This window comes from Arthrobacter sp. UYP4 (genome assembly GCF_057291175.1).
The window spans coordinates 1,000,623-1,025,252 of the sequence record NZ_JBXAVU010000001.1 but is presented as its reverse complement, the minus strand read 5'-3'; the positions used below and the strand labels follow the sequence as shown (position 1 = coordinate 1,025,252).

Here is a 24,630-nt window from a genome sequence, read left to right as displayed (position 1 = left end):
CGGAGGACCGCGCGGCTAGAGCAGGTCATCCACGTCCGGGTTGAGGGTCCGCAGGACCTCGCTGTGCAGGGTGCCGTTCGTCGCCAGCGCGTTGCCGCCGAACGGGCCGTCCTCGCCGTCCAGGGAGGTGAAGCGTCCCCCGGCCTCCGTGACGATGGGGACGAGCGCCGCCATGTCGTGCAGGTTCAGTTCGGGCTCGCAGGCGACGTCGACGGCGCCCTCGGCCACGAGGCAGTAGGACCAGAAGTCCCCGTACGCCCTCGTGCGCCAGACCCGGTCCGTCAGGTTGACGAACTCGGCGAGCGCCCCGCGCTCGCGCCAGCCGGACAGGCTGGAGTAGGACAGCGAGGCATCCTCGAGCCGGGAGACGTTGGACACCCGCAGGCGTTGCGCCGCCGCGAGGGACTTCCCGGTGTACGCGCCGGTACCCTCGGCCGCCCACCAGCGTTTGCCCAGGGCGGGCGCGCTGACGACGCCGACCACGGGCCTGCCCTCGTCGATCAGGGAGATCAGGGTGGCCCAGACGGGCACGCCGCGCACGAAGTTCTTGGTGCCGTCGATCGGATCGATGACCCAGCGGCGGGAACCGGACCCGGTACTGCCGAACTCCTCGCCGAGCACGGCGTCACGGGGGCGGGCACGCGAGAGCTGGCCCCGGATCGCCTCCTCCGCGCTCTTGTCCGCGTCGGTGACCGGGGTGAGGTCCGGTTTGGTCTCGATGCGGAGGTCGAGTGCCTTGAAGCGCGACATGGTCTGGTCGTCGACCGAATCGGCCATGATGTGGGCGAGCCGGAGATCGTCGTTGTAGCCCTGCGTGAAACTCATATCCATCAACCTATCGTCTGGGTGGCGCATCGGGCACGGGGACGCGGGACGGGAGGGCCGTGACAGCAGGAAGCCACCGCGGGCTCGCGCCGCGCGGTGGCTTCCTGTCCGGCGCCGCAGAGCGGCACGGGGAGAATCAGAGAACGGTGATGTTCTCGGCCTGGGGGCCCTTGGGTCCCTGGGTGGTCTCGAAGTTGACCTTCTGGTTCTCTTCGAGGGAGCGGTAGCCGCTCGAGTTGATCGCGGAGAAGTGGGCGAACACGTCAGCGCCTCCGTCGTCGGGAGCGATGAAGCCGAAGCCCTTTTCGGCGTTGAACCATTTCACTGTGCCTGAAGCCATGATGTATTTCCTAACCTGGGAGAGCGTTCCGACGTTCGGGCGCTCATCGTGGTGTTCGTTACCCGCTTATCGTCAAAAGCTGTCGAACTCCAGGTGGAGGGTCAAGGCTTGAAATTTAATGCGCAAACAACAACAGCACCCAGCCTACCAGTGATCGGGCGGATCACTGCTGCCCCAGTTCCTTGGCGTCATGGGCACTGCCCCGTGGGTCGGCCGTTCCGGCGTTGAGGAGGCGTCGGAGGGACGCGAGGCGGACCGGCCCGGACTCACCGGCCAGTCCTTCCGCGACATAGCTGTCCAGTCCGCAGTCGACCGCCTGGCCGTCGTGGCGGCAGCCCCGCTCGCAGCGTTCCGTGCCCGGTTCGAGGTCCGGGAAGGCCTTGAGGATGCGGTCGGCGTCCACGTGGGCGAGTCCGAACGAGCGGATGCCCGGGGTGTCGATGATCCAGGTGCCCGGGGCGGCGTCGGCCGCCTTCAGAGCGAGGGCGGACGACGACGTGTGCCGGCCCCGCCCGGTCACCGCGTTGACGCCCCCCGTGGCGCGTGTGGACCCGGTCAGCGCATTGACCATGGTGGACTTCCCGACGCCCGAATGGCCGAGCAGCACGCTCACCTGGCCGTCCAGCTCGTCGCGCAGGGCGTCGACCGCGCCGGAGGAGAGGCGCGCCGACTCGCCGTCGTCGGAGGTCGCCTCGATCCCCACGCCCTCGTCCGTCCGGCTGATGATCACGCGGAGGTCGAGGTGCTCGTAGTTGGCGAGCAGCGGGGCGGGGTCGCGGAGGTCGGCTTTCGTGATGCACAGCAGCGGCTCGATACCGGCGTCGTAGGCGGCCACGAGCGCGCGGTCGATGAAGCCCGTCCTCGGCTCCGGGTTGGCCGCGGCGACGACGATCACGAGCTGGTCCGCGTTGGCGACGACGACGCGTTCCACGGGATCGGTGTCGTCGGCGCTCCGGCGCAGGACGGTCCGGCGGTCCTCGATCCGTACGAGGCGCGCGAGGGAGTCCGGGCCGCCGGAGAGATCTCCGACGAGGGCCACGAGGTCCCCGGCGACGACGGCGCTGCGCCGCAGTTCGCGCGCGCGCGCCGCGACGACGATCCGCTCGTCGGGGGTGTCCTCGTCGACCACCGTCGTGTAGCGCCCGCGGTCGACCGTCACCACGCGTCCCGTCACGGCCTCGTCGTAGGCGGGCCGGTTCTTCGTGCGGGGGCGCGTGCCCTTCTTGTTGGGCCGGATCCGGACGTCGGACTCGTCCCAGGCCCTCGAGCCGCGGCGGTTGCCGGCCTCGCTCATGCCCGTGCCACCGCGTCCGTCGGGTCCGGGGAGCCGGCCGTGCCTGCGACGACCGCCCAGAGGTCGGGGAACTCCGGCAGGGTCTTGGCCGTGGTGCCGATGTTCTCCACCTCGACGCCGTCGACGGCCAGCCCGATGATCGCGCCGGCGGTTGCCATCCGGTGGTCGTCGTAGGTGCGGAAGACTCCTCCGTGGAGCGGTGCGGGTCGGATGACGAGGCCGTCCCCGGTCTCCTCGGCGTCGCCGCCGAGTCCGTTGATCTCCGCCACGAGCGCCGCGAGGCGGTCCGTCTCGTGGCCGCGGAGGTGGGCGATGCCGGTCAGCGTCGACGGAGAGTCCGCCAGCGCGCACAGGGCGGCGACGGTGGGGGCGAGCTCGGAGGTGTCGGCGAACACACCTCCCGAGATGGCCGCTCCACCCGTCACGGTGAGCACGTCGCCGTCGAGTTCCGCCTCCGCTCCCATGAGGGGGAGGATGCGCCGCCACGCGTCGCCGACCTGGGTGGTGCCCCGGGGCCAGTTGCGTACGCGGACCGTCCCGCCCGTGACCACGGCCGCGGCCAGGAAGGGGCCGGCGTTGGACAGGTCGGGTTCCACGGCGACATCGAAGGCGCGGATAGGGCCCGGGGAGACGCGCCAGTGGTTCGGCACCGTGTCGTCGACGGATACGCCGACCGACCTCAGGGTCTCGACCGTCATCCGGACGTGGTCGAGGCTGGGGACCGGCTTGCCCACGTGTTCGAGGTGGAGCCCGTCGGCGAACCGGGCGCCCACGAGGAGGAGGGCCGACACGAACTGCGAGGACGCCGAGGCGTCGATGACGAGGTGCCCGCCCCGGACCGTCCCGTTCCCCTGCACCGCGAAGGGCAGGGAGTCGGCGCCGTCGTCGTCGACCGCAATGCCGAGTCCTCGGAGGGCGGCGATGATGCTGCCCATGGGACGGCGGCGTGCGTGCGGGTCGCCGTCGAAGGTCGTGGTCCCCTCGACGAGGCCGGCGAGCGGGGGGACGAAGCGCATGACGGTGCCGGCGAGGCCGCAGTCGACCGCGCGGGCCCGTCCGTCGCCCGTGCCGGTCCGGAGGGGTGTGACGTGCAGGTCCGGACCGAAGTCACCGTCCCCCGGAATCTCGTCGATGACGGCGCCGAGGTCGCGCAGGGCTGCGACCATCAGCGCGGAGTCGCGGGAGTGCAGGGGCCTCCGGATGGTGCTCGGCCCGTCGGCGAGGGCCGCGAGGACGAGGTACCGGTTGGTGAGGGACTTCGAGCCCGGGACCGAGATGACCGCGTCCACGGGACGGGTCAGGCGGGGCGCCCGCCACAGATCCTGCTCGGACACCCCGCCTGATGATACGGACATGGAGCCTAGGAACCCACGACGTCGGCGGCGGTCCTGCGCACGGCCTTGTCGGCTTTCTCGAACTGCTTGCGGGCGTCCTTGCCGAAGCCGAGGGCGTTCTTCCGGGCGTCCATGGCGAGGTGCTCGGCGCGCCAGGCGATACCCGGGCGGCCGTTGGTGTCCACGGTGGCCAGCAGGACGGTGCCGATCAGCGAGAGGTTCTTGAGCAGCTGCGAGCGCCGGTCCTTCTTGCCCTCCGGGGTCGAGGCATCGGCGGAACGGTAGTCCACGAGGGTATTGACCGTGGTCGTCACGGCCAACAGCAGGGCCGCGACGCGCGAGAAGCGCCCGATGCCGAGCAGGAGGGCCGCACCCACCTGGGTGGCCCCGAGCACCTGGCCCACGAGCTTCTCGTTGCCGGTGACTGCCGCGGCGGAGGGGACGACTTTGGTCACGCTCGCGAGGACCGGCTTCAGCTGCGGCGCGGTCGCGCCGGCGTTGCGGAGCCGGTCGACGCCGGAGAGGACGAAACTGCTGGCGATCAAGGGTCGGGCGATTACGCGGACAAGGGTCACAACTGCCTCCTGGTTGCCGGCGGCGTGAGCCGGGCATCGGTTGACGTATACGAAGCACGCTGGGTCTAGTTTTACACGCCGCACCACCGCGTGCGATGCGGAACCGGGCGGTGGCCGGGCGCTTGCGGCGGGCAGGAAGGGTGGACGACGAGCGGGGCGGGAACGCCGGCGGCGTCCCGCGGCAGGAACCCGTGGCAGGAATAAGGGTGGGAGGGTGCGGGTTGAAGCAGAGGTGAAGGACGGGCGAACGGGAGAGGAATGGCACGGATGACGGGGATACGGACCGCGACGGTCGAAAGATCGGATTTCCAGCTCTCGACCTCGGTTCCGCGGAACACCACACCGGCGCCGCGAGGACCGGGACGCGTAGACTTTGGCACGATGAATACAACAGCCCCAGCAGGTAGCAGCCAGGCGGAAGACGCCGAGCTGGACGTGTCCACGGAGTCGGAAGCCGACCGCAAGGCGCGCTTCGAGCGCGACGCCATGCAGTATGTCGACCAGCTCTACTCGGCTGCCATGCGGATGGCGCGGAACCCCAGCGACGCGGAGGACCTGGTCCAGGAGGCCTACACCAAGGCGTTCTCGGCGTTCCACCAGTACAAGCCGGGCACCAACCTGAAGGCGTGGCTGTACCGCATCCTCACTAACACCTACATCAACCTGTACCGGAAGCGGCAGCGCGAGCCGCTGCAGTCCCATTCGGACACGATCGAGGACTGGCAGCTCGCGAAGGCCGCCGAGCACACCTCCAGCGGACTCCGCTCCGCCGAGGCCGAGGCACTGGACCACCTGCCCGATTCCGACGTGAAGAGTGCCCTCCAGGCGATCCCGGAGGAGTTCCGGCTCGCGGTCTACTTCTCGGACGTCGAAGGCTTCGCGTACAAGGAGATATCGGAAATCATGAACACGCCCATCGGAACCGTCATGTCCCGGCTGCACCGCGGCCGCAAGCTGCTGCGCGAACTCCTCGCCGAGTACGCGCACGAGCGGGGCCTCGGTGTCACCGCAGGTGCTGGCACCAAGACCCGGGTCGCGACGGGTGCAGCGGGCAAGGAACAGGAGATGAAGAAATGAGCGATTGCGAGAGCATGGGCGATTGCGCCGACTCGAGGATCGAACGGCTGTACGAGTACCTGGACGGCGCGCTGTCCCACCAGGACCTCGTGGAGATCAAGGACCACCTCGACGGCTGTCCGCAGTGCGCCGAGGAACACGATCTCGAGTGCGTCATCCGCTCGGTCGTGAAGCGGTCCTGCACCGAGGTCGCACCGTCGACGCTGAAGACGAGTATCCTCGACCGCATCAGCCAGCTCAGGACCGTCGACCACTGACGACCCGAAGGCCGCAGGCGGTCGTGCCGATCGTCGTGCCGGCCGTAGAGACGAGAGAACCTCCGTACCCTGTGGGTGCGGAGGTTCTCTCGTCGATCCTGTAACGCCTGGACTCAGGTGTTGGGGCGCTTACCGTGGTTTGCGCCTCCACGCTTCCGGTCGCGACGCTTGCGTGCTCGCTTGCTCATGGCTGCCTCCTTTTTCTTCAGGCACTGTAGTCGTGCAGAACTGCACCCAAGTCTCCCATACTGCAACCGGCGTCACCTAAACAGCGCCCGGGGCCGCGGGGCCGGGCGCCGCAGGCCCACCCCTAGGATGGGTGGACATCCGCGACCGAAGGAGCTTACGTATGCGCGCCGCCTATGCAGCAACCCAGTCAGGAGCCGATCCGCTCGCCGGCCTCACCGTCGGTGAAGTCGATGCCCCCGATGCACCCGCCGGATTCCGGCGCGTGAAGGTGGTCGCCTCCTGCCTGAACCACCACGATCTGTGGTCGCTGAAGGGCGTGGGCCTGCCGGCGGACCGCCTGCCCATGGTGCTCGGGTGCGACGCCGCGGGGATCGACGACGACGGCAACGAGGTGATCGTGCACGGCGTCGTGTCCTCGCCGGACTGGCAGGGCGACGAGACCCTCGACCCCCGGCGCTCCCTGCTCTCCGAGCGCTATCCCGGCACGATGGCGGACTACGTCTGGGTGCCGCAGCGGAACCTGGTGCCGAAGCCCGCGGCGCTGTCCTTCGAGGAGGCGGCGTGCCTGCCGACGGCCTGGCTCACCGCGTACCGCATGCTCTTCACCATCTCCCCGGCGGCCCCCGGGTCCACGGTGCTCGTGCAGGGCGCAGGGGGCGGCGTGGCCTCGGCGCTGATCGCGCTCGCAGCCGCCGCAGGGTTCCGCGTGTGGGTGACGAGCCGGAGTGCGGCGAAGCGGGAGCGGGCGCTGGGGCTCGGCGCCGAGCAGGCCTTCGACGCCGGTGCCCGCCTGCCGGAGCGGGTGGACGTCGTGTTCGACTCGGTGGGCGAGGCCACGTGGGCGCACTCGCTGAGGTCCCTGGTGCCCGGCGGGACGGTGGTGACGTGCGGCGCGACGAGCGGACCGGCGCCGTCCGCGGACCTGAACCGGGTGTTCTTCCTCCAGCTGCGTGTCCTGGGTTCCACCATGGGGACGCGGGAGGAGCTCGTGAGGCTCACCCGCTTCCTCGTCGCCACCGGTGTTCGCCCCACGATCGACACAGTCCTGCCCCTCGACGACGCGGAGCAGGGCTTCCGGCGCATGCTCAACGGCGACGTCTTCGGGAAGATCGTCTTCCGGCACTGAGCCCGCGCAGGACGGACAGGGCACCCGTCGCCCGCGCGGTGGGTGCCCGGTCCGTCGTCGGTGCTGCCGTTACTCGGCGCCCGCGGCGAGGAGCGCCGTGCGCTGCTCGCGGCGCAGCGACTGCTCGCCGGGGTCGGGTACCGGAGCGGCAGCGAGCAGGCGGCGCGTGTACGGGTCCCGGGGGTACTTCAGGATCTGCTCGGTGGTGCCCTGCTCCACGAGGTTCCCCTTGTTGAGCACCGCGATATGGCTCGCGAGGAGCTCGACGACGGCGAGGTCGTGGCTCACGAACAGGCAGGCGAAGCCCCGCTCCCTCTGCAGGTCCTGCAGGAGCTGGAGGACCTTGGCCTGCACGGAGACGTCCAGGGCTGACGTCGGCTCGTCGGCCACGAGGAGGTCCGGCTGGAGCGACAGGGCCCGGGCGATGCCGACGCGCTGGCGCTGCCCGCCCGAGAGCTCGTGGGGGTACCGGTTGCGGAAGGCCACCGGCAGCTGGACGTCCTCGAGCAGGGACGCGACGCGCTTGTCCAGCTCCGCGCGGCCCGGCTTCTCGTGCAGGAGCAGGGGCTCGCCGATGCTGTCGCCGATGGAGAGCCGCGGGTTGAGGGACGCCGCCGGGTCCTGGAACACGATGGCGAACTTCTTGCGCAGCGGCAGGAGCTGGCGGGCGGTCAGCTCCGTGATGTCGGTGCCGCCGATCCGCACCGTGCCCCCGGAGGTCCGGATCAGTCCGGTGACGGCGCGGGCGATGGTCGACTTGCCCGAGCCGGACTCGCCCACGAGACCCAGGACCTCGCCCGGGTTGATGGTGAGCGAGACGCCGGTGACCGCCTTGAAGGGCGGCTGGCGGAAGCGGCCCGGGTACTCGATGTCGACGTCCGTGAGCTCGAGCGCCGGGATGACGCCGCTCGCCGTGTGCGTCTCCTGCGCACGCAGCGCCGCCTCCGCGAACTCCTCGTGGATGCTCAGCCGGCCGTCCACCACCTCGACGTCGGCGAGGACACCGCCGACCTTCGACCCGAGGTGCGGTACCGCGCCGAGGAGCTGCTTCGTGTAGGCCTCGGCCGGGGCCGCGAACAGCTGCGCCGTCGGCGCCGCCTCGACGATCCGCCCGCGCTCCATGACCACCACGTGGTCGGCGAGGTCGGCGACGACGCCCATGTCGTGGGTGATCAGCAGGACCGCGCTGTTGAGCCGCTTGTTGAGCTTGCGCAGGAGGTCCAGGACCTCGGCCTGGACCGTGACGTCGAGCGCGGTCGTGGGCTCGTCGGCGATGAGCAGCATGGGGTCGTTGGCCAGGGCGATCGCGATCATGGCGCGCTGGCGCTGGCCCCCCGAGAACTGGTGCGGGAAGGAGTCGTACCGTCGCTCGGCCTCGGGGATCTCCACCATGCGGAGGAGTTCGATGGCGCGCTTCCTGGCCTGCGCCGGCGACAGCTCGGTGTGCTGCTCAACGGCCTCCCGGATCTGCTCGCCCACGGTGAGCACCGGGTTCAGCGCGGTCATGGGCTCCTGGAAGATCATCGCGATCTCGTTGCCGCGCACGCGCCGGAGGGTCCCCTGGGGTGCACCGATGAGCTCCTTGCCCAGCATCCTGGCGCTGCCGGTCGAGCGTCCGTTGCGGGGGAGCAGGCCGAGCAGGGCCATGGAGGACATGCTCTTGCCGGACCCCGACTCACCGACGATCGCGAGGATCTCGCCGGGGTGGATCTCGTAGGAGACGTCCTCGGCGGCCATGACCCACTCGTTGTCGACGTTGAACTCGACGCCGAGGCCCCTGACCGCGAGGATGGGGCCGTTGCCGATGGGTGCCTGCTCGTCGGGGATGATGACGGATCGGGAACTCATTATTGCTTCACCCTTGTCTGCTTGGGGTCGAACGCGTCGCGCAGGCCGTCACCGATGAAGTTGACGGCGAGGGCGATGCCGATGATGAAGGCGCCGGGCCACAGGAACAGCCACGGGCGGACGGTCAGCGCCGAACGGTTGTCGTTGATGGCCTTGCCGAGCGAGGTGTCCGGCGCCGTGACGCCGAGTCCGAGGTAGCTCAGGGCGGTCTCGAGCAGGATGGCTCCGGAGATGGCCAGTGTCGTGGAGACGATGATGACGCCGACGGTGTTCGGGAGGATGTGCCGGAAGATGATCCGCACGGAACTCGCGCCGACGGACTTCGCCGACTCGACGAACTCCTTCTCACGCAGCGAGAGGAACTCGCCACGGACCAGGCGGGCGAGCCCCGTCCAGGTGACGAGCCCGAGGAAGATCGCGAACGGGATGATCCCGGCCTTGGCCACGATCCCGGCCACTGCGGCCGCGATGACGACCGTCGGGATGGTGATGACGACGTCGGTGATGCGCATGAGGAACGCCTCGGTCCAGCCACGGAAGTAGCCGGCGACGGCGCCGACCGTGGTGCCGATGACCATCGCGACGAGCCCGACGATGAACGCGATGATCAGGGAGGTCTGGGTGCCGCGCATCGTCAGCGCGAAGTAGTCCCGGCCGAGGACGTCCTGGCCGAACGGATGCTCACCGAGGCTGAACGGCCACAGCGTCAGGGTGGGCCGGCCCTCGTTGAACCGGGCTGCGAGCACGTCGTAGTCCTTGTTCCACCAGCCGGGGATGCCCGCGAAGCCGATGGAGCTGAAGGCGAGCAGGAAGATCAGGGCGAGCAGTGCGATGCCCGCAAGCGCTCCCTTGTGGCGGAAGAAGCGCTCGCGGATCAGCCGGCCCTGGCTCTTCGCCTCGGTGGTGCGGATGCGGTCCGTCTGGCCCCGCGTGGGGGTGGCGGTCGCGATGTCGGTGTCCTGGCTCTGCAGCGTCATCTCGGACAGCTCCAGGGACGCGCGGGAATCGTCCCGCTGGTTCTGGTGATTGCTCATGGGGTGTCCTAGCTCAGGGTGATGCGCGGGTCGAGGAACGCGTAGGCGATGTCGGCGAGCATGTTGAACAGCACCGCGGCCGTGCCGACGACGAGGAAGAAGGCCATCACCGGCCCGGGGTCCACGTTTTGGATGCCATCGACGAACATCTTGCCCATGCCGTTCCAGCCGAAGACCTGCTCGGTGATGACGGCTCCGCCGAGGACCCCGGCGAAGTCGAACGCCATCAGCGTGGTGATCGGGATCATCGCATTGCGGAAGGCGTGCTTGACGAGGACGGTCCGCTCGCTGAGGCCCTTGGCCCGCGCCGTGCGGATGTAGTCCTGGTTCATGACGTCGAGCTGGCTGGCCCTGGTGTACCGGGTGTAGGTGGCGAACGAGATGAGGGTCAGGGCGATCGTGGGCAGGATCAGGTGCAGCGCGTAGTCCAGGTTGATCTCCCAGAACGTGCCCTCGAGATTCGCGGACTGCGATCCCGTGGTCGGGATCGGCCGGCCGCCTGCTTTCGCGGACAGGGTCGGGTAGGCCTGGAGGAGGCGGTCGAGCACGATCAGCAGGCTCACGGACACGGCGATCACGGCGCCGATCTTCGCGGCCTGGGCGCGGAACGGTCCGCCGACGAGCCCGGCGACGACGTACGCGACCGCGGTCATCACGACCACCAGGGCGAGCACCGCGAGCCAGTTCGGGTCCTCGAGCAGGGGGATCGAGGCGAGGTAGCCGAGGAAGCCCACCGCGGCGGCGGCGAGGGCCGCGTTCAGCACGCGGCGGCGCCGGAAGCCGGCGAGCAGGGCCGTCCAGAGGACGGCGACGCCTGCGGCCGAGACCAGCATGCCGACGACGCCGAGGCCGGGATCCACGAACCAGCCCGTGACGAGCAGGAGGTAGAGCGCGAGTGCGGTCGCGACGGCCGCGACGCCGAACACGACGAGCCTGCGCCTGCGGTCGCCGCCCACGGCGACCGCCCAGACGACGCCGGCGACCACCCCTATCAGGGCGATCGTCGCGTACGAGAACTGCGGGTTCGCCAGCCACGTGTTGAGGTCGATCGCCAGGTACTGCTTGAGGAGCGTCGAGAGCCAGAACAGGGGCAGCGAGAAGAGCAGGAACGAGATGAAGGTGACCGAGTAGTCGAACGTGCTGTACTGGCGGATCGCGGTGACGATACCGACGACCACGCCGAGGACCAGGGCGAGCACTGTCGCGACGACGACCAGGCGCAGGGTCGAGCCCATGGCGTTCTCCAGTTGCGGGAGGACGGCGGCACCGGTGCGGTCCTGGCCGAGCGTGCAGCTCACGCCGCCGGGGACGAGGCAGTGGCCGACGTCCTGCAGCCAGAGGAAGTAGCGGGGGATCGGCGGCACGTCGAGGTTCATCGCGGCGGTGCGGGCCGCGATGGTGGCGGCTTTCTCGGGGCCGCTGGTCTCGCCGAGGTCCTCGAAGGGGTCACCCGAGGAGATGGTGAGGAAGTACATCAGCGTGGTCGCTGCGAGCATGATGAAGAACGAGATGATGGATCGCTTGGCGATGAAGTAGAACACGTGGGGCTCCTAGGAAACGGTGCAGTCTGTCGCGGGTCCGAGCAGAAGGACGGGCAGGCCAGGAGGCCTGCCCGTCCTTCTGCAGATCCGGAAGGATCCGATCAGTTCTGCTTCGTCCAGCTGTAGGCATTCCAGGTGATGCCGGTCTGCGTCGGGTTCAGTTCCACGCCCTCGAGCTTCGAGGAGTAGCCCGCGATGTTCGGGTTGGCGTAGAGGACCACGTTGTACTGCGTCTCGGCGAGGCGCTGTTCGAGCTCGGCCTTCAGCGGGACGACCTTCTCCGTGTCCGTGTTGGTCACGATCTCGCTCCAGATGCGGTCGACCTCTTCGTCGGCGTAGCCACCGAAGTTCTGCTCACCGCCGGAGACGTAGATCGATTCGCCGGAGGCGACGAGGCCGGAACCGGCCCATCCGAAGACGACCGCGTCCCACGCGCCGGGCTGCGAGAGCTTGGCGCTCCACTCGGCCTCGGGCTGCGGGGTGATCTCGAAGCCGGCCTTGTCGCAGGAGTCCTTGACGAGGGCGACCTGGTCGGCGCGCAGCTGGCTCGTCGAAGCGAACATCATCGAGACCTTGACGGGCTCGGTCTTGCCGGCCTCGGCGAGCAGTGCCTTGGCAGCCTCGATGTCGGCGACGCCGTCGCTCTTGGCGGCGGGAGCGCCCTCGAGGACGGTCTCGTAGTCGGCCTGCGCCGGCTGGTACTCGTGCAGGTTGAGGACGGAGCCCTCGGGGTCGACCGGGGTCACGAACTTGTCCACCATGTCGGCGGTGGGGATGCACTTGGCGAAGGCCTGGCGGACCTTGAGGTCCTCGAACACGGCGCCGGGGCGCTGGTCGAGATCGACGTGCGAGAAGGTCAGCGACTGCCCGGTGTCGACGGTGACCGTCTCACCGATCTGCTCGAGGGCGGTCTTGGTGTCGACGGTCGGGCTGGAGGGCTCGATGATGTCGACGTCGCCGTTCTGCAGCGCCTGGACGGCTTCCTCGTCGACGATGGTCTTGAAGACGATCGTGTCGGTCTTGCCGGCACGCTCCTCGCCCCAGTACTGGTCGTTCTTGACGAGCGTGAGGGTGCCGTTGGTCGCGTTGTCCAGCATGTAGGGGCCGGACGAGGGGAGGAGCGCCGTGTCCGGCAGCGTCGGGAGGTCGGCTTCGTAGTTCCAGCCGGTGTTCCAGAACTCGGCGACCGGGCCGAGGGCCGCGCGGTCGTCGGCCTGGATGGCCTCGATGAGCTCCGCGCCGTCGCCCTCCGCGGACAGACCGGCCTGCTCGGCGGCGATATGTGCCGGCATGAGTGCGCCCGACATGACGGACTCCCAGTCGGCGTAGGGCTCGGTGTAGACGACCTCGAACTCCTTGGCGCCGGGCTCGCCCTCGGGCATCTCCATCTGGCCGAAGCCGTTGGTGGAGGACGCGAGGAAGAGATCCGCTTCCTCGCCGGTCTCCGCATCGGTCGTGCCGCTCGGGTGCGTGCCCGAGAAGGCGGCCCACTGCAGGAGCACGTCGTCGAAGTCGATCGCCGTGCCGTCCGACCAGACAGCATCCTCGTTGATGGTGTACTTGACGGTCAGCGGGTCGTCGCTCGTCTTCTCGTAGGTGCCGAACTCCTCGTTCTTCTCGAGGTTGCCGTCGGCGTTGAACGCGACCCAGGAGCTCGTGGTCAGGTTGTTCACGTACGTGTTGTAGACCGCGTTGGTGGCGGCCGTCCCGTCGTTGTAACCGGTCGGGGCCTGGCTGATCGCGATGTTGATCGTCGTGGCCAGGTTCTCCGCGGCACCTTCCGATGCCGGGGTCTCTGCGGTGCCGCCCGCGGATCCGCAGGCGCTCAGGGTGAGCGCTCCGATGGACAGTGCGGCGAGCGTCAGGGTGCGCTTATTACGCATTCGTTAGTCCTTACTGTGCTGGGCGCGAGGGACGCGAGAAAGTCCTCCGAGGCGGATTGTCGCCGTGACGGCAATCACACTCGGACAGCATAACCATGGAAAGTTGCCTTCGGACACTCAGTGAGCCATTGATAACCCATTCGTTACCTCGTGGAAATACGGGGTCCCGGGGCAACAGAAAAGCCCCGGAAACGGCGTGTCTCCGGGGCTTCAGGTCCTGCGTCTGCCTTACTCTGGCGCGGGCACGTCCAGCCACTGGAACCAGCCGCGGTGGAGGACGAGCCAGGCCATCAGGCCGTAGCCGGCCTGGCCGGGACCTCCCCCGTTCGCTGCCAGGTCGTGGCGCCACTGCTCGTGGGCGAGCAGGGGGGTGAAGGTGTCGACGAACACGTGCTTGCGGCGCGTCGTGACGTCACCGAACGCGGCCGAGAGGTCCGCGAGGCGACGGTTTCGCTCCGCGTCGAGGCCGGGGGGCGGCCCGACGACGAGGACCTTGACGCTCATCTGCGACGCACCGTCGAGGATGTTGGCGAGGTTGAGGCGGCTCCTCGCCGTAGACAGGTCGAGGTCGAGGTCGCGGTCCGACAGTCCGATGACGAGGCGGTTCTCGAATCCGTCGCCGAAACGCCGTCCCACCTCCTGCAGCCAGCGGTTGGCGAGGGCTTCGGTCCCCTCACCCGGGGCCGCGAGGCTGTAGGCCTCGACCGAGGCGTTGTCCGGCCGGGTCCGGGCCATCACGCGGCCGAGCCAGCCCAGCGCCCGAGGATCACCGAGCCCCGCGAGGAGTTCGTCGCCCACTGCTGCTAGCCGGATTCTGCGTCGTTCCACTGGTCCCTCGGTGTGCTGGTCGTCGGTGCTGGTCGGTGCTGCTCGGTGCTGCTCGGGTGCTGCTCAGGGCCGTACCGGGCCGCCGGGGGGACCCGCGCGAGCCATCGACCCGTCCTTAAAGACGTCAGGTGGGGCCTGAGCCCCACCTGACATCATACTGATGGCCTTACTACTGGCGGCCGAAAGCCCTCTTGATGAGGAGTTCCTGCTCCACCGCGTGGTTCTTCGCGGATCCGGTCGCGGTCGAGGCCGAGGCGGGACGCGAGGCCAGGCGCACGGGTCGGTCCAGTTCCTGCGGCAGGTTGAGCCCGATGAACGGCCACGGCCCCTGGTTCGCCGGTTCGTCCTGTGCCCAGACGATCTCCGCGTTCGGGTAGGTGGCCAGCGCGTCGCGGATCTCGTCGAGCGGCAGCGGGTACAGCTGCTCCACACGCACGATCGCCGTCCTGCCGTCGTCGAGCTTCTGGCGTGAGGACAGCAGGTCGTAGTAGAGCCGTCCGGAGACCAGGATCACGCGCTCGACGTCGTTGCCCGGCGTCTCCAGCGTGTCGGGGATCACGGGACGGAAGGTCCCCTGTGTGAAGTCCTCCACCGAGCTCGCGGCCGCCTTCAGGCGCAGCAGCTGCTTCGGGGTGAAGATCACGAGCGGCTTCCGCGGGCGGTGGTACGCATGCCGGCGCAGCAGGTGGAAGTGCGACGCCGCCGAGCTCGGGTTGGCGACGACCATGTTCTCCTCGGCGCACATCTGCAGGAAGCGCTCGATGCGTGCGGAGGAGTGGTCGGGGCCCTGGCCCTCGTAGCCGTGCGGCAGCATGAGCACGAGGGAGGAACGCTGTCCCCACTTCTGCTCGGCGGAGCTGAGGAACTCGTCGATGACGATCTGGGCGCCGTTGACGAAGTCACCGAATTGCGCTTCCCAGATCACCAGGGCGTCGGGGCGCTCCACCGAGTACCCGTACTCGAAGCCCATGGCGGCGTATTCGCTCAGCAGGGAGTCGTAGATCCAGAACTTCGCCTGGTCCTCGCTCAGGTCGTCGAGGGGGAGCCACTCGTGGCCCGTCGCGCGGTCGTGGAAGACCGCGTGCCGCTGCACGAAGGTGCCACGGCGCGAGTCTTGGCCGGCGAGGCGCACGGGGACGCCCTCCATGAGGAGCGAACCGAAGGCGGCGATCTCGCCGAAGCCCCAGTCGATCCCGCCCTCGCGGGACATCTGCTCGCGCTTGTCCAGCAGGGCCTTCAGCTTCGGGTGCACCGTGAAGCCCTCGGGGATCGCGGTGTGCGCCGCGCCGATGTGGGCCAGGGTCTCCGTGCTGATCGCCGTCTGCGGTGCCTCGGCCTCGCCGCCGTCCGCCTGCTGGGCGTACGGGCGCTCGATGTCGGAGACCGCCTGCGGGTCCTTCGTGACGATCGGGATCGGGGAGGTCTGCGCGGCGTGCGTCTCCGCGAAGACGCGCTCGAGCCGCTCCTGGTAGTCGCGCAGGGCCTGCTCGGCCTCCTCCTGCGTGATGTCGCCGCGGCCGATCAGGGCCTCGGTGTACAGCTTGCGGACCGAGCGCTTCGCCTCGATCAGGTTGTACATCATGGGCTGCGTCATCGAGGGATCGTCACCCTCGTTGTGCCCGCGACGGCGGTAGCAGACCATGTCGATGACGACGTCCTTGTTGAACCGCTGACGGAACTGGTACGCCAACTGGGCCACACGGACCACGGCCTCGGGGTCGTCGCCGTTCACGTGGAACACCGGGGCCTGGACCATCTTCGCGACGTCGGTGGAGTACACCGACGAGCGCGACGACGTCGGGCTGGTGGTGAAGCCGACCTGGTTGTTCACGATGACGTGGATGGTGCCGCCGGTGCGGTACCCGCGCAGCTGCGACAGGTTCAGGGTCTCGGCCACCACGCCCTGGCCCGCGAAGGCCGCGTCGCCGTGGATGAGGATCGGCAGGACCGGGAAGGTCTCGCCCTGGTCGAGGAGGTCCTGCTTGGCGCGGACGATGCCCTCGAGCACCGGGTCCACCGCCTCCAGGTGGGACGGGTTCGCGGCGAGGTAGACCTTCGTCTCGTTGCCGGCGTCGGAGGTGAACGTGCCCTCGGTGCCGAGGTGGTACTTCACGTCGCCCGAGCCCTGGACGGAGCGGGGGTCCTGCGTGCCCTCGAACTCGCGGAACACCTGGGCGTAGGTCTTGCCCGCGATGTTCGTCAGCACGTTCAGGCGTCCACGGTGGGCCATGCCGATCGCGACCTCGTCGAGGCCGTCGTCCGCCGCACCGGAGATCACTGCGTCGAGCAGCGGGATCAGGGATTCGCCACCCTCGAGGGAGAAGCGCTTCTGGCCGACGAACTTCGTCTGCAGGAACGTCTCGAAGGCCTCGGCGGAGTTCAGCTTGTGCAGGATGCGCAGCTGCTCCTCCCGGCTCGGCTTGGAGTAGGGGTGCTCCAGCTCGTCCTGGAACCACTGCCGCTCGGCCGGGTCCTGCAGGTGCATGTACTCGATGCCCGTGGTGCGGCAGTACGCGTCGCGGAGGACGCCGAGCATGTCGCGGAACTTGAGCATCGGCTGGCCGCCGAAGCCGCCCGTCGGCCACTCGCGGTCCAGGTCCCACAGCGTGAGGCCGTGGGTCCGGATGTCGAGGTCGGCGTGCTTGCGCTGGACGTACTCGAGCGGATTGGTGTCCGCCATGAGGTGGCCGCGCACGCGGTAGGCGTGGATGAGCTGCTGGATCCGGGCGACCTTGTTGATCTGGTCCATCGGATCGACCTGGATGTCGGCGCTCCACCGCACGGGCTCGTAGGGGATGCGCAGCGACTCGAAGATCTCGTCGTAGAAGCCCTGCTCGCCCAGCAGCAGCTGGTGGATGATCCTCAGGAACTCGCCACTGCCCGCGCCCTGGATGACGCGGTGGTCATAGGTCGAGGTCAGGGTGATGGTCTTGCTGATCGCGTGCTTCGCGAGGGTCTTCTCGCTCGAGCCCTGGAACTCCGCCGGGTACTCGAGGGCGCCGGCACCGATGATGCAGGCTTGGCCCTTGGACAGGCGGGGGACCGAGTGGACCGTGCCGATGCCGCCGGGGTTGGTGAGGGACACCGTGGTGCCTGCGTAGTCGTCGGCGCCGAGCTTCCCGGCACGGGCCTTCTTCACGAGCTCCTCGTAGGCGTGCCAGAACTCCGAGAAGTTCATGGTCTCGGCCTTCTTGATGTTCGGCACCACGAGCGAGCGCGTCCCGTCGGGCTTCGGCATGTCGATCGCCAGGCCGAAGTTCACGTGGGCGGGCTGCACCGCGGAGGGCTTGCCGTCGATCACGTCGTAGTAGACGTTCTGCGACGGGAACTGGGCGAGGGCCCGGATGATCGCGTAGCCGATGATGTGGGTGAAGGACACCTTCCCGCCACGGGCACGCGCCAGGTTGCTGTTGATGACCACGCGGTTGTCGATGAGGAGCTTCGCCGGGATCGCTCGCACGCTGGTCGCGGTGGGGACGCTCAGGCTGGCTTCCATGTTGGTGGAGATCGCCTTGGCCGGTCCGCGCAGCACGCTGACCCTGTTCTCCTCCATGTCGGCGTTGCGGTCCGAGGCCGGCAGCTGTGCCGGGATGGGCTTGGTCCCCGGCTTCTCCTCCCGCGACGTCTCCGGCTTCTTCGCCGGTTCGTTGGGGACGGGCGGCTTCCCGCTCTGCTGGGTGCTGGCGGGCGACTCCCCGGAGGCCTTGGGTGCGGGAGTCTCGGCCTGCACGACCGGGAGTTCCTTGGTGGGGGGATCGGAGGCCGCGGGTGCCGCGGCTGCCGGGGGGGTGCTTCCGTTCGAGGGGCGGGACTCCGGGGTGGTGGCCGCCGGGGCGGCTGCGGGGTCCTCGGGCCTGTCGGCCGCCGTGCGGCCGTTCTCCGCCGACGATCCCTCCGCGTCGAAGGAGTCGAACAGGTCCCACCACTTCTTGTCGACCGAGTGGCGATCCTTCTGGAACTGCTCGTAGAGCTCGTCAACAAGCCACTCGTTCCCGCCGAATTCTTCAGGTAGACGGTGGCTGGTTTGTTCTGGCACTTGGTATACGCCTCTTCCGTAAGTTGCCCTGAGCGCGGTGCGGTCGGCGAGATCGGCGGAAAGCCGTGTCTGGACCCTGTCCAAGTGTAGTGACAGGAGTAACGAACAAGCCAATCAGGCGTGTCCTGCCGAGCTGCGCCGTGCGATACTGCGGGCCCGCACGCACTAGACTCTTTGCGGCCCTCGAACCGGCCGTCGATCCAGGGAGAACCATGCGCTTCATCAATCCGCCCACCACGGACCTCACCTACTCGGACGTGTTCCTCGTCCCCTCCGCCTCGGAGGTCCTCTCCCGCTTCGACGTCGACCTGTCCTCCGACGACGGCACCGGCACCACGATCCCGCTCGTCGTCGCGAACATGACGGCGGTGACCGGGCGGCGCATGGTCGAGACCATGGCGCGGCGCGGCGGCATCGGCGTCCTTCCGCAGGACGTCCCGGTCGAGGTCATCGCGGAGGTCACGTCGTGGGTCAAGGACCGCCATCCGGTCTTCGAGACGCCGTTGAAGCTGCAGCCGGGCAACACCGTGATCGACGCGCTGCACCTCATGCACAAGCGCGCGCACGGCGCGGTGCTCGTGATCGACGACGGCGGCGCGTGCGTCGGGGTGGTCAATGCCTCGGACTGCGAGGAGGTGGACCGCTTCGCCTCGCTCGAATCCGTCATGCGGCCGGCTCCGGCCGCCCTCGAGGCGTCTTTGTTCGACGAGGACCCCGCCGCCGCCCTGCAGAAGGCCTTCGAGGACCTCGACGGAGCCCGCGTGCCGCTCGCGCCCGTGGTGCGCGACGGCGTGCTCCAGGGCGTCATCACCCGGACCGGCGCGCTGCGCTCCACGATCTACGACCCCGCGCTCGACGCCTCGGGCAGGCTGCGCGTCGCAGCGGCCGTCGGCATCAACGGGGACGTCGAGGCGAAGGCCGCCGCCCTGCTCGACGCCGGTGTCGACGTGCTCGTCGTCGATACGGCCCACGGCCACCAGCGCAAGATGCTGGACGCGCTCGCCCTCGTACGCGGCCTCGACCCGAAGGTCCCCATCGTCGCGGGCAACGTGGTCAGCGCCGAGGGCGTCCGCGACCTCGTCGCCGCGGGTGCCTCCATCATCAAGGTGGGTGTCGGCCCGGGCGCCATGTGCACGACGCGCATGATGACCGCCGTCGGGCGTCCGCAGTTCTCCGCCGTCCACGAGTGCGCGCAGGCGGCCGCCGAACTCGGCGCCCATGTCTGGGCCGACGGCGGCGTCCGGTACCCGCGGGACGTGGCCCTCGCCCTGGCCGCCGGTGCGAGCCAGGTCATGATCGGATCCTGGTTCGCGGGCACCTACGAGAGCCCCGGCGACCTGCAGACCGACAGCAACGGCCGCCGGTACAAGGAGAGCTTCGGCATGGCGTCCGCCCGTGCGGTGCAGAACCGGACGCGGCGCGACGACGTCTTCGCGCGTGCCAGGAAGGGACTGTTCGAGGAGGGCATCTCGACCTCGAAGATGTACCTCGATCCGGCCCGTCCGGGTGTGGAGGACCTCCTCGACATGATCACGGCGGGCGTCCGCAGTTCGATGACCTACGCGGGTGCCGCATCGCTGGCCGAGTTCCGGGAGCGGGCGCTCGTCGGGGTGCAGTCGGCAGCAGGGTACGAGGAGGGGCGGCCGCTCCAGCAGAGCTGGTAGGTCCGTCCGGCCGTGCGGCCCTGCGCCGTCGGAGGAATTCCCGTGCGGCGGATGGCGACCAGCCGATAGACTGGTCTCCTTATGGACAGTCCTTCTAGGGGCCGGCTCGACGCCGGCGCACCCTCTCCTCTTGCCCATCCCCTGCCCGAGCTCGGTCTCCCGCGTCCTGTCGACGCCGGCCCCGACCAGGACGCGGAGACCCTCCCGTCCGACGCGGCGGACCCCCTCAGACGCGGACCGCTCCGTCCCCGTCCCGGTGCCACCGGGGAGGGGATGTAGCGGTGGAATGGATCTACCTGGCCGCAGGCCTCCTCCTCGTCGTCGGGACCGGATTCTTCGTGGCCGTCGAGTTCGCACTCGTCGCCCTCGACCAGACCTACGTGCAGCGGGCCGTCGATGACGGCGACACGAAGGCCGAGCCGCTGCTCCGGTGCCTGAAGTCACTGTCCACCCAGCTCTCGAGCTGCCAGCTGGGCATCACCCTGACGACCCTGCTCACCGGCTATGTCATGGAACCGTCCGTCGGGCGGCTGCTCGAGGCGCCGCTGGGCTCCCTCGGGCTGTCGGAGGCGCTGGTCGCCTCGACGTCCCTCATCATCGCGATGATCCTGGCGACCCTGCTGTCCATGCTCATCGGAGAGCTCGTTCCCAAGAACCTCTCCATCGCGCTGCCCTTCAACGTGGGCAAGGCCCTCGCCCGGCCCCAGCTCCTGTTCACGGCCGTGTTCAAGCCGGCCATCATCGTGCTCAACGGCTTCTCCAACCGGGTCCTCAACGTCTTCGGGCTCGAGGCGAAGGAGGAGATCTCGGGCGCCAGGACACCGTCGGAGCTCTCCTCCCTGGTGCGCCGCTCTGCGGAGATGGGCACGCTCGACCAGGGGACGGCGAACTTCCTCGCCCGGACCTTCAGTTTCTCGGAGCGCACCGCGGCCGACGTCATGACCCCCCGGATCCGCATGGAGGTCATCGACTCGGACCAGACCGTCGCCGACGTCGTCGAGGCCGCGCGCCGCACCGGCTACTCCCGCTTCCCCCTGATCGGGGATTCCGCCGACGACATCCGCGGAGTGGTCCACGTGAAGAAGGCCGTGGCCGTGCCGCGCCACAAGCGTGCGGAGCTGCCCGCTGGCACCATCATGACCGACGTCCTGCGCGTGCCCGAGACCGTGCACCTCGATTCGCTGCTGAGCGAGCTCCGTGACGCGAACCTGCAGCTCGCCGTCGTACTCGACGAGTACGGGGGCACGGCCGGCGTCGCGACGCTCGAGGACCTGGTGGAGGAGATCGTCGGCGAGGTCAAGGACGAGCACGACAAGCTCAAGCCCGGCGTGCTGCAGAGTGCCGCGGGGGACTGGTTCTTCCCGGGCCTCATGCGGCCCGACGAGCTCACGATACAGATCCCGGGACTCGTGGTGCCGGACGAGGCGGGCTACGAGACGGTCGCCGGTTTCATCATGGCCGCGCTGGGCCGCGTGGCGGCGCCGGGCGACCGCGTGGAGGTGCCGGCCGGCACCCTCACCGTGGAGCGCATGGACGGACGTCGGATCGACCGCGTCCAGTTCGTGCCCGCCCCCGCGGCCTCGCAGGAGCCCGGGGGCGCGGCGGACGACGCCGTCGTGCCCGAGCACCAGGCGGTCCCGCAGGGCACGCACGGTGTGCCGGAGGTCCGTCCCGCCCTGGCCGGCAGTACGGCCGTACGGAAGGATGATCGATGAGTGACTGGGTAGGAATCGTCTGGCTCGTCGTCCTCCTGATGGGCAACGCCTTCTTCGTGGCGTCCGAGTTCGCCATCATGTCCGCGCGGCGCAGCCAGATCGAGCCCCTGGCCGACGAGGGCTCGAAACGCGCACGGACCACGATCTGGGCCATGGAGCACGTGTCGCTCATGCTCGCCTGCTCGCAGCTGGGCATCACGGTCTGCTCGCTCCTGATCCTGCAGGTCGCGGAGCCTGCGATCCACCATCTCTTCGTGGTGCCGTTCGAGGCCCTGGGGGTTCCGGAGGGCCTCGCCGACGGCGTCGCCTTCGCGCTGGCCCTGGTCCTGGTCACCTTCCTTCATGTGACGTTCGGCGAGATGGTGCCGAAGAACATCTCGGTCTCCGTCGCCGACAAGGCCGCACTCCTCCTGGCGCCGCCGCTCGTGATGGTCGCGCGGGTCGTCAACCCCGTGATCTCGTCGCTCAACTGGGCGGCCAACCACATCCTCCGGGCCCTGAGGGTCGAGCCGAAGGACGAGGTCTCCTCGACCTACACGCTGGAGGAGGTGCAGTCGATCGTCGAGGAGTCGACCAAGAGCGGCCTCGTGGACGACGAGTCCGGCCTGATCACGGGAGCTCTCGAGTTCTCGGGCCAGACGGCCGAGACCACCATGGTGCCCCTCGGCGAGCTCGTGACCGTCCGCACCGACGCCACCCCGGAGGACTTCGAACGTGCCGTCGGGCGCACCGGGTTCTCGCGCTTCGTCCTCGTGGACGAGAACGGCAACCTCACGGGCTACATGCACCTGAAGGACATCATGTCGATGCCGCAGGCGATGTACCGGCGGCCGATCACGGAGAACAAGGTGCGGACGCTCGCGAACCTGTCGCTGGGCGACGAGATCGAGGACGCACTGACGGTCATGCAGCGCACCGGGTCGCACCTGGCGCGCGTCCTGGGTCCCGACGGCTCCACCCGCGGCGTCCTCTTCCTCGAGGACGTGATCGAACAGCTGGTCGGCGAGATCCGGGACGCCACCCAGAACCAGGGCGCCCGCCGCACCGGCGAGGGGATCGGCGGCACGGAGACTCCGGTCCGCTGACGATCACGGGAATGCGAACCGTTCGCGTTTCGGTTATGCTCGAATCGCTAACGTAAACAGTTCTCATTAGTCTGATCGAGGTCCCGATGCCCGTCTCCCGCCGTCTCGCCGTGCCCGCCCTCCTGGCGGCCTCCGCCCTCGCCCTCGGAGCCTGCGGGGACGGGGCCGCAGCGGGTGCGTCCGGCGATGCCGGTGCGGGGGAGCAGCTCAGCATCGTCACCTCCACCAACGTCTACGGCGACATCGCCGCCACGATCGGCGGGGACGACGTCGCCGTGACGTCGATCGTCGACAGCCTCAGCCAGGACCCGCACTCCTACGAGGCGACCGTGCAGGACAAGCTGTCGGTGTCGGAGGCCGATCTCGTGATCGAGAACGGCGGGGGATACGACACCTTCCTCGGGCGGCTCGCCGGGGAGACCGGGGTGGAGGCGGTCCTCGATGCCGTCGAGCTCTCCGGACTCGACGAGGGTGCCGCGGAGGAACACGCCGACGAGGGCGAGCACGCCGGGGAGGAAGGGCACGGGCACGGGGGCTTCAACGAACATGTCTGGTACGACCTGTCCGCCATGGCGAAGCTCGCCGACGCCGTCGCCGTCGAGCTCGGCACGCTGGACGAGGCCAACGCGGACGCGTACCGCGACCGGGCCGACGCCTTCATCACGGAACTGCAGTCCGTCCAGGACCGGCTGGCAGCCCTCGCAGCGGAGGGACCCGGCGGCGTCGTGGCCGTGACGGAGCCGGTGCCGGCGTACCTCCTCGAAGCCGCGGGCCTCGAGGACGGGACGCCGGAGGAGTTCGGCGAGGCGATCGAGGAGGAGACCGACGTGCCCGTGGCGGTCCTCGAGGAGATGAAGACGCTCGTCTCCGGCGGCACGCTCGCCTTCCTTGCCTACAATGGCCAGACGGAGGGGGCGCAGACCGAAGCCGTCCGCGCCGCTGCCGACGAGGCGGGACTCCCTGTGCTCGACTTCACCGAGACGCTGCCCGACGGCGAGGACTACATTTCCTGGATGACGGCCAACACCGATAGCATCGAGGCCGCCCTCCGATCCTGAGGACCACCGCGACCACAGGGTCGGGCCTCCGCCGGTTCGACCCGGTACTCCACCCCCGACAGACTGGAAGCCGCCCCGCATGACCCCGACGACCTCCCGGCCGGCACGCTCCCCGCACGGGGCGGCGGGCAGGCCGGCGATCAGCCTGCGCGGCGCCGCCCTCTCCTTCGGCAGCCGCACGCTGTGGGAGGACCTCGACCTCGACGTGATGCCGGGCGAGTTCTTCGCCGTGCTCGGCCCCAACGGATCGGGGAAGACCAGCTTCCTGAAGGTGCTCCTCGGACTGCAGCCACTCGACTCCGGAACGGCGACCATCGACGGCCGGCCGATCGCCCGCGGCAGCAGGACCCTGGGCTACATCCCGCAGCAGAAGTCCTTCCCGCCCGAGACCCCGCTCCGGGCCCGCGACCTCGTGGGACTCGGCATCGACGGCCATCGGTGGGGAGTGCGGATGCGGAGCCGGAGCCACCGCGACCTGGTCGACGGCCTCCTGCGCGACGTGGGTGCGTCGTCCTACGCGGATGCGCCCGTCGGGCTCCTCTCGGGCGGTGAGCAGCAGCGGCTGCGGGCGGCCCAGGCGCTCGCCACCGATCCGCGCGTGCTCCTGTGCGACGAGCCCCTGCTGTCGCTCGACCTGAACCACCAGCAGGCGGTGAGCTCGCTCATCAACCGGCAGTGCCACGAGAGGCACAGCGCCGTGGTGTTCGTGACCCACGAGATCAACCCGATCATCGACTACGTGGACCGCGTGCTCTACCTCGCGGACGGCAGGTTCCGCGTCGGTTCGCCCGCGGAGGTCATGACGAGCGAGGTCCTGTCGGACCTTTACGACAGCCCGGTCGAGGTCCTGCACAGCAACGGCCGGATCGTCGTCGTCGGACTGCCGGACGCGACCACGCACCACCACGAGGGCGTGTAGGC

The 24,630-nt window shown here is 69.2% G+C and carries 20 protein-coding genes; 8 read left to right on the top strand and 12 right to left on the bottom strand.

The features are described from left to right. Positions 1-15: 15 nt before the first annotated feature. The 5 genes from hisN to AC0Z9V_RS04800 form a co-directional block, all read right to left on the bottom strand. Positions 16-825 carry a histidinol-phosphatase gene (gene hisN / locus AC0Z9V_RS04820; RefSeq protein ID WP_133080890.1) on the bottom strand — a complete coding sequence of 270 codons (810 nt, stop codon included), beginning with the start codon at positions 823-825 and terminating at the stop codon, positions 16-18. Between the two features lie 136 nt (positions 826-961). Next, on the bottom strand, positions 962-1,165 hold the full coding sequence (locus AC0Z9V_RS04815) for a cold-shock protein (protein ID WP_133080889.1): 204 nt from the start codon (positions 1,163-1,165) through the stop codon (positions 962-964). A gap of 163 nt (positions 1,166-1,328) precedes the next feature. Next, entirely contained in the window at positions 1,329-2,459 is a 1,131-nt protein-coding gene (gene rsgA, locus AC0Z9V_RS04810) for a ribosome small subunit-dependent GTPase A (protein WP_459290344.1), read from the bottom strand. After that, a complete protein-coding gene (aroA, locus tag AC0Z9V_RS04805) occupies positions 2,456-3,814 on the bottom strand; it encodes a 3-phosphoshikimate 1-carboxyvinyltransferase (protein WP_485140882.1) in 1,359 nt (452 codons plus the stop codon). Before aroA ends, rsgA begins: the two co-directional genes overlap by 4 nt. Before the next feature lie 5 nt (positions 3,815-3,819). Then, the gene (locus AC0Z9V_RS04800; protein WP_485140881.1) at positions 3,820-4,368 is read right to left on the bottom strand and encodes a DoxX family protein; all 549 of its coding nucleotides are present in this window, start codon (positions 4,366-4,368) and stop codon (positions 3,820-3,822) included. A gap of 381 nt (positions 4,369-4,749) precedes the next feature. On the opposite strand from AC0Z9V_RS04800, the gene AC0Z9V_RS04795 reads away from it, so the two are divergent. Together AC0Z9V_RS04795 and rsrA are read left to right on the top strand one after the other, a co-directional pair. Next, positions 4,750-5,445 (top strand): sigma-70 family RNA polymerase sigma factor, encoded by a 696-nt coding sequence (locus AC0Z9V_RS04795; RefSeq protein WP_244186262.1) that lies wholly within the window; start codon positions 4,750-4,752, stop codon positions 5,443-5,445. Then, positions 5,442-5,702: a mycothiol system anti-sigma-R factor gene (gene rsrA / locus AC0Z9V_RS04790; protein WP_133080884.1), complete on the top strand. Its 261-nt coding sequence runs from the start codon at positions 5,442-5,444 to the stop codon at positions 5,700-5,702. The genes AC0Z9V_RS04795 and rsrA overlap by 4 nt, the downstream gene beginning before the upstream one ends. A gap of 113 nt (positions 5,703-5,815) precedes the next feature. Here rsrA and AC0Z9V_RS04785 read toward each other — a convergent pair whose 3' ends face one another. Next, complete coding sequence (locus AC0Z9V_RS04785) at positions 5,816-5,890, bottom strand: 50S ribosomal protein bL37 (RefSeq protein WP_369299106.1); 75 nt, start codon at positions 5,888-5,890, stop codon at positions 5,816-5,818. Between the two features lie 161 nt (positions 5,891-6,051). On the opposite strand from AC0Z9V_RS04785, the gene AC0Z9V_RS04780 reads away from it, so the two are divergent. Then, positions 6,052-7,017, top strand: a complete 966-nt coding sequence (locus AC0Z9V_RS04780) for a zinc-binding dehydrogenase (RefSeq protein ID WP_485140880.1) — start codon at positions 6,052-6,054, stop codon at positions 7,015-7,017. A gap of 69 nt (positions 7,018-7,086) precedes the next feature. On the opposite strand, the gene AC0Z9V_RS04775 is transcribed toward AC0Z9V_RS04780, so the two are convergent. From AC0Z9V_RS04775 to AC0Z9V_RS04750, 6 genes are all read right to left on the bottom strand, one after another. Next, complete coding sequence (locus AC0Z9V_RS04775; protein ID WP_485140879.1) at positions 7,087-8,865, bottom strand: ABC transporter ATP-binding protein; 1,779 nt, start codon at positions 8,863-8,865, stop codon at positions 7,087-7,089. Then, entirely contained in the window at positions 8,865-9,899 is a 1,035-nt protein-coding gene (locus AC0Z9V_RS04770) for an ABC transporter permease (protein ID WP_459269466.1), read from the bottom strand. Before AC0Z9V_RS04770 ends, AC0Z9V_RS04775 begins: the two co-directional genes overlap by 1 nt. A gap of 8 nt (positions 9,900-9,907) precedes the next feature. Next, entirely contained in the window at positions 9,908-11,440 is a 1,533-nt protein-coding gene (locus AC0Z9V_RS04765) for an ABC transporter permease (RefSeq protein ID WP_208741524.1), read from the bottom strand. Positions 11,441-11,541: 101 nt separating this feature from the next. Beyond that, complete coding sequence (locus AC0Z9V_RS04760) at positions 11,542-13,323, bottom strand: ABC transporter substrate-binding protein (protein ID WP_133080881.1); 1,782 nt, start codon at positions 13,321-13,323, stop codon at positions 11,542-11,544. A 228-nt stretch (positions 13,324-13,551) separates the two neighbouring features. Beyond that, positions 13,552-14,151, bottom strand: coding sequence for a GDSL-type esterase/lipase family protein (locus AC0Z9V_RS04755; RefSeq protein ID WP_133080880.1), 600 nt, complete (start codon positions 14,149-14,151; stop codon positions 13,552-13,554). Between the two features lie 169 nt (positions 14,152-14,320). Beyond that, the gene (locus AC0Z9V_RS04750) at positions 14,321-18,187 is read right to left on the bottom strand and encodes a multifunctional oxoglutarate decarboxylase/oxoglutarate dehydrogenase thiamine pyrophosphate-binding subunit/dihydrolipoyllysine-residue succinyltransferase subunit (RefSeq protein ID WP_485140878.1); all 3,867 of its coding nucleotides are present in this window, start codon (positions 18,185-18,187) and stop codon (positions 14,321-14,323) included. 212 nt (positions 18,188-18,399) lie between these two features. Here AC0Z9V_RS04750 and guaB1 point away from each other — a divergent pair, with 212 nt between their 5' ends. The 5 genes from guaB1 to AC0Z9V_RS04725 all read left to right on the top strand — a co-directional run bounded on the left by guaB1 (position 18,400) and on the right by AC0Z9V_RS04725 (position 24,628). After that, positions 18,400-19,851, top strand: a complete 1,452-nt coding sequence (guaB1, locus tag AC0Z9V_RS04745) for a GMP reductase (RefSeq protein WP_208741521.1) — start codon at positions 18,400-18,402, stop codon at positions 19,849-19,851. A 281-nt stretch (positions 19,852-20,132) separates the two neighbouring features. Further along, positions 20,133-21,566, top strand: coding sequence for a hemolysin family protein (locus tag AC0Z9V_RS04740; RefSeq protein WP_485140877.1), 1,434 nt, complete (start codon positions 20,133-20,135; stop codon positions 21,564-21,566). Beyond that, entirely contained in the window at positions 21,563-22,651 is a 1,089-nt protein-coding gene (locus AC0Z9V_RS04735; protein WP_485140876.1) for a hemolysin family protein, read from the top strand. The genes AC0Z9V_RS04740 and AC0Z9V_RS04735 overlap by 4 nt, the downstream gene beginning before the upstream one ends. Positions 22,652-22,737: 86 nt before the next feature. Further along, positions 22,738-23,709 (top strand): metal ABC transporter solute-binding protein, Zn/Mn family, encoded by a 972-nt coding sequence (locus tag AC0Z9V_RS04730; protein WP_485140875.1) that lies wholly within the window; start codon positions 22,738-22,740, stop codon positions 23,707-23,709. Positions 23,710-23,788: 79 nt separating this feature from the next. After that, the gene (locus AC0Z9V_RS04725; protein WP_208739951.1) at positions 23,789-24,628 is read left to right on the top strand and encodes a metal ABC transporter ATP-binding protein; all 840 of its coding nucleotides are present in this window, start codon (positions 23,789-23,791) and stop codon (positions 24,626-24,628) included. Positions 24,629-24,630 lie beyond the last annotated feature (2 nt).